Consider the following 13,313-nt stretch of genomic DNA (forward strand, 5'->3'; position numbering starts at 1 on the left):
GGGCTTTTCGACAGGACTCCTGTCCTGACGAAAAGGGATCGACATCCATGTCGATCCCCCTGCGGGCCTGTCGACCCCGCCTCACCGCCGCACAGCGGCCCCGGGTAGAGCGGCGCGCGTCCTGCGCGCACTGTTTGTAAGAGCTGGATCAAAAGTAGGGCAGGAGCAGGAGCAAAGCTCCATGCCGAAGCCGAAGGGTTCCGTAGACGGTGGCAATTGGCGCCAGCGCCCCCAGATTGGGGGCTTCAGATATGCCGAGAGCACCACATGATCCCTTTTTCCGTCCTTGACCTGGCCCCCGTTACCGAAGGCAGCGATGCCGGGCAGGCGTTCCGCAATACGCTGGATCTGGCGCAGCTGGCCGAGAAACTCGGTTATCAGCGCTACTGGCTGGCCGAACATCACAACATGCCTGGCATCGCCAGCGCGGCGACGGCGGTGTTGATCGGCCATGTGGCGGGGGGCACCTCGACGATTCGCGTTGGGGCCGGCGGGATCATGTTGCCGAATCACGCGCCGTTGCAGGTGGCCGAGCAGTTCGGCACGCTGGCGTCGCTGTATCCGGGGCGCATCGATCTTGGGCTGGGCCGGGCGCCTGGTACCGATCAGCCCACGGCGAAGGCGTTGCGCCGCTACTTCGACAGCGCCGATGCGTTTCCGCATGACGTAATGGAGCTGCTTGGGTATTTCGAGCCGGCCAAGCCCGGTCAACTGGTGCGCGCGGTACCTGGGGCCGGGATCGAGGTGCCGGTGTGGCTGCTCGGTTCGAGCTTGTTCAGCGCGACATTGTCGGCGCGGCTAGGCCTGCCATTCGCGTTTGCCTCGCACTTTGCGCCGGATGCGATGGATGAGGCGCTGGCGCTGTACCGCCGTGACTTCAGGCCTTCGCAGCGCCTGCAGCAGCCGTACGCGATGCTGGGCATCAACGTGGTTGCCGCCGACAGCGATGCGCAGGCGCGGCGACTGTTCACCACCCAGCAACAGAGCTTCATCAACTTGCGTCGCGGCCGGCCGGGGCTGATCCCGCCGCCGATCGACGACATCGAGTCCTATGGGTCGCCGGTCGAAAAGCTTGGCGTTGAACGTTCGCTGGCCTGCGCGGTGGTTGGCGACGAGGACACGGTGACTGACGGCATCGGCGCCTTCATTGCCCGACATAAACCGGATGAATTGCTGATTACGGCCAACGTGTTTGAGCATGCGGCGCGGCGGCATTCGTTCGAGATCGCGGCGGCGGCACGGGATCGGCTTGGGGCGGCCAGTTTGCACGCTAGCTGACCGGGTGTGGCCGCAAAACAGCGAACGGGACCGCTGATCGGCCATAATTGGCGCTATTCCTCGCATTGTTGAAGCTTTCCGACGCATGAAAACACCTAAGGGCCTGCAGGCACTGATCGACGAGGGCGTGATCGATCAGGTGCTCCGGCCACTCAAGAGCGGCAAGGAGGCCTCCGTGTATGTGGTGCGCGCGGGCGACGACATCCGTTGCGCCAAGGTCTACAAGGACATGGCGCAGCGCAGTTTTCAGGCTCGCGTGCAGTATCAGGAAGGTCGCAAGGTGCGTGGCAGCCGGCAGGCCCGCGCAATCGGCAAGGCCAGCAAGTTCGGCCGCAAGGAGATGGAAGCCGCCTGGAAAAACGCCGAGGTCGATGCGCTGTACCAGCTCACCGCGGCCGGCGTGCGGGTGCCGCAACCTTACGGTTACTTCAACGGCGTGCTGGTGATGGAGCTGGTCACCGATGCGGACGGGTATTCCGCCCCGCGACTGGGCGAAGTGGAGCTGTCGGCAGAGACGGCCCGCGCCTATCACCGTTTCCTGATGCAGCAGGTGGCACGCATGCTGTGCATCGGCCTGATCCACGGCGATCTTTCCGAATACAACGTGCTGGTGGCGCCCGAAGGTCCGGTGATCATCGATCTGCCACAGGTGGTCAGCGCATCTGGCAACAACGCGGCGCGAGCCATGCTGCGGCGTGACGTGGGCAATATCACCATCAGCCTGTCGCGCTTTGCGCCGGAACTGCTGGACACCCACTATGGCGAGGAAATGTGGGCGCTGTTCGAGCTGGGTGAACTGCATCCGGACAGCGAACTCACCGGCCACTTCGAGTTCGACGAAAGCGTTGCCGATGTCGACAGCGTGATGCAGTCGATCATCGACGCCCGCGAAGAAGCGATCATCCGCCAGCAGGGCCGCGAAGCGGCGGCGCAGGGCGACTGACGGGCTGTTGCGGCGAGGTTCTTGTGGGAGCGACTTCAGTCGCGATCGCTCTTTCCTGCGGGACCGAAGAGCATCGCGACTGAAGTCGCTCCCACAGGAGCTGGCTCAGCCATCCTTGCTTAGGGCGCGTGGACATCCAGCAGTTCCACATCGAATACCAGCGATGCATTCGGCGGGATGTCGTCGCCGGCACCGTTGGCGCCGTAGCCGAGTGCCGCTGGTATCAGCAAGGTGCGCTTGCCGCCGACATGCATGCCGGCCACGCCCTGGTCCCAGCCCTCGATGACTCTGCCCTGACCGAGCGTGAAGGAAAACGGCATGCCGCTATCGAGCGAGCTGTCGAACTTCGTGCCGTGTTTGTCCTTGGCGGTTTCGTCGTAGAGCCAGCCGGTGTAGTGGACCTTTACTTCCATGCCCGGCTTCGCTTCGGCGCCCGTCCCGACTTTCCGATCGATCGTGATGAGCTTGTCTACATGGCCAGCGGCGTGGGCTTGTGGCGTACCACCGCAAGCGGCGAGAACGAGCAGGGCGAGCAGGGACAGCAACCAACGCATGGCGTGATTCCGTGAAAGGAGTGGATGGGGTCGTGCGCTGATTATCCGGGAAAACCAGCGATGATGGAGCGGCGCATAGCGTGCCGATTCGATCGGAAGGGAGCCGGTCAGTTCACCATTTCTGGCGGCGCCATGCGTCGCACCGGATCCACGGTTACCGAGTCGGCATCATTCATCAACTGCAGCTGGCCATCCTGGATCAGGCATTGCAGGCGCATGCCACGCTGCAGCAGCGTGACCAGTTCGGTGACCGTGGCTGCGGGAATATCAAGTACGGTGAGGTTCTTGTTGCGACTCAGCGAGGGGCCGAGCTTGTTCCACCAGATCTCCGACGCATTGCCGCCGTAGTTGATCACCACTACCTGGCGCGAACGCCCGCAGGCCTTGCGGATGCGGGTTTCGTCCGGCTGACCCAGCTCGATCCACAGCTCGATTTCGTCCGTATACGCCTTGCGCCACAGGGCCGGCTCGTCCTCATCGCTGATGCCCTTGCCAAACTCCAGCCGGTCGTCCGCATACAGGGCGAACGCGAGCAGCCGGACCATGAGGCGTTCCTCGGTTTCCGACGGGTGCCGCGCGAGGGTCAGCGCATGGGTGGCGTAGTAATGCCGATCCATGTCGCTGATCTGCAGTTCGACTTTGTAGATGGTGGAGTTGAGGGCCATGGACGTGCCTTGAGACGACAACCGTCCATTCTACGCGCTGCGGTGGGGGTGTGGCCGGGTGGCGACCCTGGGCGGTATGGACCTTCGTCACCCGGCGTAGGCCAGGGCCCAGCGCCCCTGCCTGTGACCTGTCGCTGCCCTTGCTGCGCATGTAGCTCTTGTGGGAGCGACTTCAGTCGCGATGCTCTGGCTTTGCTGTTTGGGTTGCTTGTTTTTAGAGCTTAAGCTCTTGAGCTCTGAAGCAAGCGAAACAGCAAAGGCCAAACAAGAGCATCGCGACTGAAGTCGCTCCCACAAGAGCAACGGCAAATTCGCGCGAGCACCCGCCCCTCACGCTCTGCCCCCTCTCCCATGAGGGAGAGGGGGCAGAGCGCCGCCCCACCGGCGCGACAAGCCGCAGCTAAGACTGCCAGTTCGGTAGGGCGCACTACACTGGGGGCAGCCATGACATCGCCCACCCCATCCTTCATTCGCGCCCCCCACGCCAGCACCATCCATCTCCCGCCCGGCGAATGGACCACCGTGCTCGACAGCCTCTGCGCCCACTTCGCCACGATCAGCCGCGCGCAATGGCTGGATCGCATCGCGCGCGGGCTGGTGCTGGATGGACAAGGTGTGGCGATCGCACCGGATACGCCGTATCGGGCAGGGTTGCGTATTCATTACTACCGCGAGGTGATTGACGAGGCGCCGATCCCGTTTACCGAGACCGTGTTGCATGTCGACGAGCATCTGGTGGTGGCGGACAAGCCGCACTTCCTGCCGGTGACGCCGGCCGGTGGGTTTGTCGAGGAGACCTTGCTGCGGCGATTGATCCACCGCTTGGGCAATCCCGATCTGGTGCCGCTGCACCGGATCGATCGCGCTACCGCGGGATTGGTGTTGTTCTCGGCGAACCGGGCCAGCCGTGCTTACTATCAGGCGCTGTTTCGCGAACGCAGGATCGACAAGCGGTATGAGGCATTGGCACCGGCGTTGCCAGAGTTCGATTTTCCGCTGCGACGCCATTCGCGCATCGTCGTGGGCGAACCGTTCTTTCGCATGCAGGAGATCGACGGGGAACCCAACAGCGAGACGGGCATCGATGTGATTGCGCGTGGTGATGCCTGCTGGCGCTATGCACTGCATCCGGTGACGGGCAGGAAGCATCAGTTGCGTGTGCATATGGCCGCGCTCGGTGCGCCGATTGTCGGTGACACGCTCTATCCGGTGCTGACGGAAAAAGCCGCCGATGACTATCAGCGACCATTGCAACTGCTGGCGCACAGCCTGGCGTTCGTCGACCCGCTTTCGGGCATGCCGCGACGGTTCGAGAGCCGGCTGAGGCTCTGACGGGTCCGGATTTTCGGCCCGGGAGTAACCACGCACGGCCATTCCACGCTATCTTCCGCAGCAGCATCTGTCCGGGGAGTAACAAACGTGAGTGCACAGCCATTGTCCAGCGCGACACCGCGCAAAGAATTGACCGTACGCGGGTTGATCATCGGCATCCTGATCACGCTGGTGTTCACCGCAGCGAACGTCTATTTCGGCCTGAAGGCCGGCCTCACGTTCGCGACGTCGATTCCGGCGGCGGTGATCTCGATGGCGGTGCTGCGCTACTTCAAGGGCTCCACGATGCAGGAGAACAACATCGTGCAGACGGTCGCGTCAGCGGCAGGCACGTTGTCTTCGATCATCTTCGTGCTGCCGGGCCTGATCCTGATCGGATGGTGGACCGGCTTCAATTACTGGACATCGTTCGCGATCTGCGCGCTGGGCGGCATCCTCGGCGTGATGTATTCGATCCCGCTGCGCCGCGCGCTGGTCACCAATTCCGATCTGCCGTATCCCGAGGGCGTGGCCTGCGCCGAAGTACTGAAGGTGGGTTCGGGCGGCGGTGAGGGTGTCAGCGCCGAGGCGGCTGCTGAATCCAATCGTGCCGGCCTGCTCGCTGTGCTGTGGGGTTCGATTGTCTCGGCGGTATTCGCGGTGGTGGTCGCCACGCGGGTGTTCGCAGGCGACGTGGTGCAGTTCTTCCGTGTCGGCGACAGGGGAGGGGTGACCGGGTTCGACTTCTTCCTCTCGTTCGCGCTGTTCGGCATCGGCCACCTGGTCGGGTTGTGGGTCGGCGTTGCGATGCTGGTGGGTGCGTTGATCGGTTGGGGTTGGGGCGTGCCGCATTTTTCCGTGCTGGCGCCGGCAGCCGCTTCGATCTCGGATCTGGCGCTTGCAACATGGAGCCACAAAGTTCGTTTCGTCGGCGCGGGTACCATCGGTGTAGCCGCCATCTGGACACTGGCCAAACTGGTCAAGCCGGTGATCAGCGGGCTGAGTTCCGCGATGGCTGCCTCGCGCGTGCGTGGCGCAGGTAATGCGGCCTTGCTGCCGCGTACCGAGCAGGACATCCCGATCAAGCAGGTTGGCTTGATCTCGCTGGTGTCGCTGCTGCCGATCGGCTGGCTGATTGCGAACTTTGCGACGACGGCCGGTCATGGTCTGGGCGACCATATTGTGGCGCTGGTAGTGGGTGGTCTGATCTTCGTGGTGCTGATGAGCTTCTTCGTATCCGCTGTGTGCGGTTATATGGCCGGCCTGATCGGTTCGTCGAACAGCCCTCTGTCGGGCATCGGCATCATCGTGGTGATTGCTGCGGCGCTGCTGTTGGTGTTCGGCATCCGCTCGACGCTGCCTGTGGACAGTGAGAAAGCGCTGGTGGCGTTCGCGCTGTTCATTACCTCGATCGTGTTTGCCGCCGCGGCGATCGCGAACAACAACCTGCAGGATCTCAAGACCGGCCAACTGGTCGATGCGACGCCGTCGAAACAGCAATGGGCGCTGGTGATCGGCGTACTTGCCGGGGCCGCGATCATTCCGCCGATCCTGGACCTGCTCAACCACGCCTATGGATTTGTCGGTGCGCCAGGTCCGCAGCGCGAACACGCGCTGGCGGCGCCGCAGGCGGGCTTGATCTCGGCGCTGGCGCAAGGTGTGATCCAGAACAATATCGACTGGAGCCTCATCGAGATCGGCGGCGTGATCGGCGTGGTCATGATCATCGTGGATGAAGTGTTGCGACGCACGACGAAGTCCGCGCATCTGTCGCCGCTCGCTGTGGGCTTGGGTATCTACCTGCCGACCCAGAGCACGCTGATGGTGGTGGTCGGTGCGGTCGCTGGCTGGTACTTCGACCGCCGCGCGGACCGCAGCTCGAAGAATCCCGAAGCGACCAAGCAACTTGGCGTGCTGCTCGCGTCCGGCATGATTGTCGGCGAGGGGTTGCTCGGCGTGGTCATCGCCGCGTTTGTCGCGTTTTCCGGAAAGGACTACCCGCTTGCGCTGGTCGGCGACACGTTCGCGAATGGACCGGCGCTGTGGGTCGGTGGCGTTGCGTTCGTCGTGGTGATGGTGTTTCTGTATCGCTGGGTGGGTCGTTTGGGGCAAGCCTCGACGAACGCATAGCGAACCCCTGGCTGCCCCCGAAGCGTCGCCCTGGCGCGGGCGCACGGGGGTTGTGCAGCCATCGTCAGCAGCGTTGCGATAGTGATCTGGTTTTCGTTAATCACCTGAAACAGTCGAGGCTCTACACTAGGCGGTCACCAAGGGAGTCTGTCGTCGCGTGGAGCAGCAAGAAAAGGTTGAGCAGGTTCTGAGCGCCACGGAAGCTTTGGCGCCACCGAGCCAGCGCATGGTGGTGTTGCGCAGGCTCGCCGGGCCGTTACTGTCGGTGGGCATGCTGTGCCTCGCGCTATGGGCACTGCACCTGCTGGCTAAAGAGGTGAACTACCACCAGGTCCGAACCTACGTTCAGAGCATTTCGCGTGCACGGCTGTTGCTCGCCGCGCTGCTGACCGCGATGGGCTACGCGGTGATGACTCTCTACGACCGTTTCGCGCTGGCCTCGATCGGACGCAAACTGCCGTGGAGGCAGGTCACCCTGATTTCATTCATCAGCTATGCCTTCAGCAATGCGATAGGCATGTCGCTACTGGTGTCTGGTTCGATTCGCTATAGCTTTTATATCCAGAGCGGCCTGTCCACCAAAGAGGTGGCGAAGGTGGTGCTGTTTTGCACCAGCAGTTTCTGGCTGGGGCTGCTGGCGCTGACCGGGGTGACCTTGCTGTGCGTACCGTTGCCGCCGTCGCTTCCGCTGGCGGCGTTCCGCGTGCCGGCCGCCTTGCTGCTGACGCTGGTGCCACTGGCCTGGCTCGCCGGCGGCTTGATCAAACATCCCATACGGGTTTGGCGCTGGCGCGTGAGCATGCCGTCAGTGGCCACCGGCGTGCGGCAGATCCTGGTCGGCGCGTTCGACTGGGGATTGGCGGCGGCCGTGCTCTATGTGCTGATGCCGAATGAGCTGAACAACGGTTTCGGGCATTTCCTGGCGATCTTCGTGATTGCCCAGATCATCGGGCTGATCAGCCACGTGCCTGGCGGCCTAGGTGTATTCGAGGCGGTGATGCTGGCCGGCTTCGGCGCCACCGGCAACGAAGCGCTGGCCGCGCCGATCATCGGTGCGCTGGCGGCGTTCCGCGTTATCTACTACTTGCTGCCGCTGTGCATGGCCACCGTGCTGGTGCTGCAGCGCGAGGCGCGCGGGCTGCGCCAGAAGTCCCTGCTGACGCCATGGTTCACTGGACTGCTGCCGTCTTTCTTTGCGGGCCTGACCCTGGTTTCGGGCGCGGTACTGCTGTTTTCCGGTGCCACCCGCGCGTTGCCCAAGCGCATGGATATCCTGCGCGATGTGCTGCCGTTGTCAGTGCTGGAAGTCTCGCATCTGCTGGCCAGCGTGATCGGCATGATGCTGCTGATTCTCGCCCGCGGCCTGCAGCGCCGACTGGATGCGGCCTATTGGCTGACCCTGGTGTTGCTGGTGGCCGGCGCGGTGTTCTCGCTGCTGAAAGGCATCGACTATGAGGAAGCCACGCTGCTCACCTTGCTGGCGATGGCGCTGGCACCGGCGCATTGGCTGTTCTATCGGCGGGCATCGTTGTTCAGTACGACGTTCTCGGTGGGCTGGATCGTGTCGATCGTGGCGGTATTTGGCTGTGCCACCTGGCTGGTTTTGTTTAGCTACAAGCACGTCGCCTACAGCAGCGACCTGTGGTGGGAATTCAGTTTTTACCAGGGTGGTGCGCCGCGCGCGCTGCGTGCGCTGGTGGCTGCAGCGGCAGCCGGCCTGCTGTTCGCGCTGGCTAGTCTGATCCGACCGCGACGGCTGGCGCCTGAGCCACCCACCGAGGCGGAACTGGTGCAGGCGATGCCGCTGATCAAGCAGTTCCCGTCTGCGCAGGCTCACCTTGCGTTGATGGGCGACAAGACGTTGTTGTTCGATCCCGGCGGCAAGGCTTTCGTGATGTACGACATCGAAGGTCGCAGCTGGGTGACCATGGGCGACCCGGTCGGTAACGACGATGCCGCACGGCGCGAGCTGGTGTGGATGTTTCTTGATCAATGCGAACGCGCCGGTGGTTGGGCGGTGTTCTATCAGGTCAGTCCGGAAGATCTGGATCTGTATCTGGAAGTGGGCATGAGCCTACTGAAAATCGGCGAAGAAGCGCGTGTGCGACTGGCCACGTTCAACCTGGACGGCAAGTCGAAGAAAACCCTGCGCGGCACGGTGAACAAACTCGCGCGCGATGGTTTGCGACTGGAAATCGTGCCGGCGGAATCAGTGGCGCCGCTGTTGCCGCGGCTCAAGGTCATTTCCGACGCCTGGATGCTCGACAAGCGCGTGCGCGAGAAGCGCTTTTCACTGGGCGCGTTCGATCCGCGCTACCTGGTTCGCACACCGATGGCGGTGGTGTGGCAGAACGACCAGATCGTGGGATTCGCCAACCTGTTTCTCAACGAGACCAAGCAGGAAGCCTCGCTTGACCTGATGCGCTTTTTGCCCGAAGGTCCGGCCGGAATCATGGACTATCTCTTCGTGGAACTGATGCAGTGGGCGCGGCAGGAGGGCTATACCTGGTTCAACCTGGGCATGGCACCGTTGGCCGGGCTGCAAAATCGGCGACAGGCGCCGTTGTGGAACCGGTTTGGGGCCTTGGTGTTTGGTCGCGGCGAGCGTTTCTACAATTTCCGTGGGCTGCATCGCTACAAGGATAAATTCGATCCGGAATGGGAGGCGCGCTACATGGCGGTACCCGGCGGTATCGCGTTGCCGATGATCCTGGCCAATGTGGCCAGCCTGATTTCCGGCGGACTTTCCGGCGTGGTGCGCCGATGAAACGCAGGACAGGGATCACGCTGGCAGTCATCGCGGCCCTCATCGTGGGCGGCGTGATGGTCTGGAGTCCGTGGTCGCGGGTCAGCCTGGAGCAGACCACCGTCGTGCTACCGGTCAGCCACATCAGCACCGCACCACCGGCTGGCAAAGGCGACGTGATGGCGATCATCTATTCCGGTGACGGTGGCTGGGCCGATCTGGACCGGCGCCTTGGCATTGCGTTTATCGACCGTGGTATTCCCGTGCTGGGGGTCAACACGTTCAAGTACTACTGGCGCAATCGCACGCCAGACGAATCGGCGCAGGAACTCGACGCGCTGATGACGAAATACGTGAGCGTGTGGGGCAAGCAGCGTATCTGGCTGGTGGGATATTCCTTTGGTGCCGACGTCCTGCCAACCATTGTGGGCAAGCTCAGCCCTGCCAATCGCGCGCGCATCACCCAGATGGTGCTGCTGGCACCCAGCAAGGAAGCGAACTTCGAGATCGCCCTCGAGGGTTACATGATCAAGCAGGGATGGTGGCAGGAACACCTCAAGACGCTGCTGCAGAGCCTCAATCCGATCAAGGATTACGACGCGATGCCGCCGTTGCAGGCGCTGGACAACAAGCCGCCGGTGGTCTGTTACTACGGCATCGACGATAGCGACGACACCGTCTGCACCGAGCCCCAGCTGCCATCGTGGGTCGTCGTGCACCCCAAGAAGGGCGACCATCATTTCGACGGTGGTTACCAGCCGTTGACCCGGCAGATGCTGGATGAGCTGCCTGCGAGTGCGTCGACGGCTGGTATCACGCACTAATTCGCGCCCAGTACGGGGCCGTTTAGGCGCACCACCTGCGTAGTGGCGCAGAATGGGAGGCCACGGCCGGGCGCTGTGTCTGGCTGCACGACGGCGAGGAAACTCCCATGTTGGATTGGCTGGGTTACCGCAAAGAATTGATGGGGCGCATCGGCGACATCGCCAAGCTGAGCCCTGACACGGTGAAGGGCTACCAGACCCTGTCCGGTGCCGGCGGAAAGACCGGTCATCTGGATGCCAAGATGCGCGAATTGATTTCACTGGCCGTGGCGGTCACCACCCGCTGCGACGGCTGCATCACCGTACATGTCGGTGAGGCTTTGAAGCATGGCGCGACCCGCGAGGAAATCGCCGAGGCACTCGGCGTGGCGATTGCGATGAACGCCGGCGCCGCGTTGGTGTATTCGGCGCGGGCGATGGATGCGGTCGAGGCGCATAGTAGCGGCTGAGTTCGCGCGGCAAAACAGCGCCGGCATAGCAACGCTTGCCAGCTCTTTGACCGACAGCCACGTACAATGCCGCCTTCGTTTACGGTTGAAGAGATCACGTGACTGCTGCCGGTGTATTTGCAGCCGCGCCGGATTCGGCGCTGGCTGCGCTGTTTGTTCCCTTCGAATCGGCAGAGTTGCGTCTGCCGTCGGATGGTCGCGTGCTGTTTCTGCGCGCGCGTGCAGGTGTGCGGTTGCGCGAGGTAGCCCAGCCCGGCTGGCTGTGTGAGCAGAGCTTCATGCCGTTTGCCGACGAGCTGGGCCGCAATGGTTTTCGTGTGGGCAAACCTGGAGCCGACGAACTGTTTTCATTGGTACTGGTGCTGCCTCCGCGTCAGCGTGACGAGGCACGCGCGTTGTTCGCGCGCGCACTGCGCCATACCGCGCCGGGCGGTACGGTGTTGGTGAGCATGCCGAATGCCGAGGGTGCGAAGTCCGGTGAGACGGATCTGAGGAATCTGGTCGGTACCGTGCAGCATCTTTCCAAGCACAAATGCCGGGTGTTCTGGAGCACGCCTGACGTGGCCGGGATCAACCAGGCTTTGCTGGATGAGTGGTTGGCTTTGGACGCGCCGCGCGCGATCGTCGCTGGTTACGTCAGCCGGCCTGGCCTGTTCGCATGGGATCGCATCGACCGCGCCTCGGCGTTGCTCGCTGCGCACTTGCCAGACGATCTGCATGGGCGCGTGGCGGACCTCGGTGCCGGTTACGGTTATCTCGCCGCTCAGGTCATCGCGCGCTGTCCGCAGGTTCGCGCGATGGATTTGTACGAGGCCGAGGCGCGTGCACTGGAGCCGGCGCGGATCAATCTCCAGCAGGCCCAGCGCGAATATGGCCGCGAGCTTGACGTGTCGGTGCACTGGCACGACGTCACCCGCGGTTTGCCGCAGCGTTACGACGCCATCGTAAGCAATCCGCCGTTTCATCAGGGGCGTGCCGACTTGCCGGAGCTGGGTCGCGCGTTCATCACCAGCGCGGCCGATGCGTTGCAACAGGATGGCCGCCTCTGGCTGGTGGCGAATCGGCATCTGCCTTACGAGGCAATATTGACCGCGCGTTTTCGCGACGTGCGCAGCGTGGTGGTGCAAGAGGGTTTCAAGGTGATCGAAGCTAGTGGAGTGCGCGGATGAAATTGGTCAAGCTGATCGCAAACCTGGGGTATGGCAGCCGCAAGGATGTGTCGCAGATGTTTCGTGCTGGCCGCATCACTGATCCAGACGGCGAAGTGCTTTACGCCGACGACGTCGTGCCGCACGAAAGCATCCGCATCGACGACGAGCCGCTCGATCCGGCTGCCGGGTTGATCCTGATGCTCAACAAGCCGCTGGCAGTTACCTGTTCGCGCAAGGATCCGGGACGGGTCGTGTATGACCTGCTACCGCCGCGTTACAACGTGCGTACCCCGGTGTTGTCCAGCGTGGGACGGCTCGACCGAGACACCACCGGATTGCTGCTGTTCACCGACGATGGCGCGCTGCTGCATCGGATCATTTCGCCGAAGGCGCAGGTGAGCAAGGTCTACGAGGCCACGTTGGCGCAGGACCTGCGCGGCGACGAGGCTGAACTGTTTGCCAGCGGCACGTTGCTGCTGGAATCGGAAAAGGAGCCGCTGGCGCCCGCGATACTTGAGGTGCTGGGGCCGCGTCACGCCCTGCTTACCGTGACCGAGGGGCGCTATCACCAGGTGCGGCGCATGTTCGGCGCCACCGGCAATCACGTCGAGACGTTGCAGCGCATCGCGGTCGGTGGACTCACGTTGGGCGAATTACCGCTGGGTGAGTGGCGCGTGCTCAACACCGATGAGATCTCGCTGATTTTCAGCGGCAATCCCTAGAGGGAAACTCCTCTGGCAGGAGCGCACCCTGTGCGCGAAAGGATTCGAGAAGACCCTGTGGGAGCGACTTCAGTCGCGATAGCTCTACAAGCAAGATCGCGTCTGAAGTCGCTCCCACAAAAGCTTTCGCGCACAGGGTGCGCTCCTACAGTTAGAGCAAATGCACCGCTGTGGGAATCGACGCGCCGTACCACTTGTGCCGCTCGTCGCGGCAGCTTGGGCTGCCCATCGCGTATTTGCGGCAGATCGCCGGGCGATCCTCGTAGATGGTGCAGCCAGAGGTATTCGGATTGACGGCGGCGCACCAGCCGTCTTCACCCTTGGCCAGGGTTTCCATGCCGTGCAGGTCACGATGGATCAGCCATGACGGCACGTGGTCGTCTGGCATCAATACGACGGTGAGGCGGCAGCAGATGGCTTCGCAGGACGTGCATTGCACGCCCGGATCGACGCTTTCAGCGTACAGGTCGGGGAGATTGTTCACTCGCCAGCATGACAGCTTCGCCCGACGGGAATGTGAATCGCACGTCGTCAGCGTGC

The 13,313-nt window shown here is 63.0% G+C and carries 12 protein-coding genes; 9 read left to right on the forward strand and 3 right to left on the reverse strand.

What is annotated here, in order from left to right; all coding sequences use genetic code 11:
• Positions 1-267: 267 nt before the first annotated feature.
• Both HDE77_RS16605 and HDE77_RS16610 read left to right on the forward strand, forming a co-directional pair.
• On the forward strand, positions 268-1,278 hold the full coding sequence (locus HDE77_RS16605) for an LLM class flavin-dependent oxidoreductase (RefSeq protein ID WP_184419037.1): 1,011 nt from the start codon (positions 268-270) through the stop codon (positions 1,276-1,278).
• A gap of 85 nt (positions 1,279-1,363) precedes the next feature.
• Positions 1,364-2,221 carry a PA4780 family RIO1-like protein kinase gene (locus tag HDE77_RS16610; RefSeq protein WP_184419038.1) on the forward strand — a complete coding sequence of 286 codons (858 nt, stop codon included), beginning with the start codon at positions 1,364-1,366 and terminating at the stop codon, positions 2,219-2,221.
• A gap of 119 nt (positions 2,222-2,340) precedes the next feature.
• Here the strand turns inward: HDE77_RS16610 and HDE77_RS16615 are convergent, their stop codons facing one another.
• Positions 2,341-2,775, reverse strand: coding sequence for an FKBP-type peptidyl-prolyl cis-trans isomerase (locus tag HDE77_RS16615; protein WP_184419039.1), 435 nt, complete (start codon positions 2,773-2,775; stop codon positions 2,341-2,343).
• A 107-nt stretch (positions 2,776-2,882) separates the two neighbouring features.
• Positions 2,883-3,440, reverse strand: a complete 558-nt coding sequence (locus HDE77_RS16620) for a YaeQ family protein (RefSeq protein ID WP_184419040.1) — start codon at positions 3,438-3,440, stop codon at positions 2,883-2,885.
• 444 nt (positions 3,441-3,884) lie between these two features.
• Here HDE77_RS16620 and HDE77_RS16625 point away from each other — a divergent pair, with 444 nt between their 5' ends.
• The 7 genes from HDE77_RS16625 (at position 3,885) to HDE77_RS16655 (ending at position 12,773) form a co-directional block, all read left to right on the forward strand.
• Complete coding sequence (locus tag HDE77_RS16625) at positions 3,885-4,772, forward strand: RluA family pseudouridine synthase (protein WP_184419041.1); 888 nt, start codon at positions 3,885-3,887, stop codon at positions 4,770-4,772.
• An 87-nt stretch (positions 4,773-4,859) separates the two neighbouring features.
• On the forward strand, positions 4,860-6,881 hold the full coding sequence (locus HDE77_RS16630) for an oligopeptide transporter, OPT family (RefSeq protein WP_184419042.1): 2,022 nt from the start codon (positions 4,860-4,862) through the stop codon (positions 6,879-6,881).
• 157 nt (positions 6,882-7,038) lie between these two features.
• Positions 7,039-9,648 carry a bifunctional lysylphosphatidylglycerol flippase/synthetase MprF gene (gene mprF / locus HDE77_RS16635; RefSeq protein WP_343206129.1) on the forward strand — a complete coding sequence of 870 codons (2,610 nt, stop codon included), beginning with the start codon at positions 7,039-7,041 and terminating at the stop codon, positions 9,646-9,648.
• Positions 9,645-10,451: an AcvB/VirJ family lysyl-phosphatidylglycerol hydrolase gene (locus HDE77_RS16640; protein ID WP_184419043.1), complete on the forward strand. Its 807-nt coding sequence runs from the start codon at positions 9,645-9,647 to the stop codon at positions 10,449-10,451. Before mprF ends, HDE77_RS16640 begins: the two co-directional genes overlap by 4 nt.
• A gap of 107 nt (positions 10,452-10,558) precedes the next feature.
• Positions 10,559-10,900, forward strand: coding sequence for a carboxymuconolactone decarboxylase family protein (locus tag HDE77_RS16645; protein WP_184419044.1), 342 nt, complete (start codon positions 10,559-10,561; stop codon positions 10,898-10,900).
• Between the two features lie 98 nt (positions 10,901-10,998).
• Entirely contained in the window at positions 10,999-12,069 is a 1,071-nt protein-coding gene (locus HDE77_RS16650) for a class I SAM-dependent methyltransferase (RefSeq protein WP_184419045.1), read from the forward strand.
• The gene (locus tag HDE77_RS16655; protein WP_184419046.1) at positions 12,066-12,773 is read left to right on the forward strand and encodes a pseudouridine synthase; all 708 of its coding nucleotides are present in this window, start codon (positions 12,066-12,068) and stop codon (positions 12,771-12,773) included. The genes HDE77_RS16650 and HDE77_RS16655 overlap by 4 nt, the downstream gene beginning before the upstream one ends.
• Before the next feature lie 151 nt (positions 12,774-12,924).
• On the opposite strand, the gene HDE77_RS16660 is transcribed toward HDE77_RS16655, so the two are convergent.
• Complete coding sequence (locus tag HDE77_RS16660; protein WP_184419047.1) at positions 12,925-13,257, reverse strand: YkgJ family cysteine cluster protein; 333 nt, start codon at positions 13,255-13,257, stop codon at positions 12,925-12,927.
• Positions 13,258-13,313 lie beyond the last annotated feature (56 nt).

Origin of the sequence: Rhodanobacter sp. MP7CTX1, from assembly GCF_014205795.1 — a bacterium.
Lineage (GTDB): Bacteria > Pseudomonadota > Gammaproteobacteria > Xanthomonadales > Rhodanobacteraceae > Rhodanobacter.

Bases quoted from the DNA above. Each gene is read 5' to 3' on its own strand.
- HDE77_RS16605 (WP_184419037.1), top strand. From the start codon at position 268: ATGATCCCTTTTTCCGTCCTTGACCTGGCCCCCGTTACCGAAGGCAGC.
- HDE77_RS16610 (WP_184419038.1), top strand. From the start codon at position 1,364: ATGAAAACACCTAAGGGCCTGCAGGCACTGATCGACGAGGGCGTGATC.
- HDE77_RS16615 (WP_184419039.1), bottom strand. From the start codon at position 2,775: ATGCGTTGGTTGCTGTCCCTGCTCGCCCTGCTCGTTCTCGCCGCTTGC.
- HDE77_RS16620 (WP_184419040.1), bottom strand. From the start codon at position 3,440: ATGGCCCTCAACTCCACCATCTACAAAGTCGAACTGCAGATCAGCGAC.
- HDE77_RS16625 (WP_184419041.1), top strand. From the start codon at position 3,885: ATGACATCGCCCACCCCATCCTTCATTCGCGCCCCCCACGCCAGCACC.
- HDE77_RS16640 (WP_184419043.1), top strand. From the start codon at position 9,645: ATGAAACGCAGGACAGGGATCACGCTGGCAGTCATCGCGGCCCTCATC.
- HDE77_RS16645 (WP_184419044.1), top strand. From the start codon at position 10,559: ATGTTGGATTGGCTGGGTTACCGCAAAGAATTGATGGGGCGCATCGGC.
- HDE77_RS16655 (WP_184419046.1), top strand. From the start codon at position 12,066: ATGAAATTGGTCAAGCTGATCGCAAACCTGGGGTATGGCAGCCGCAAG.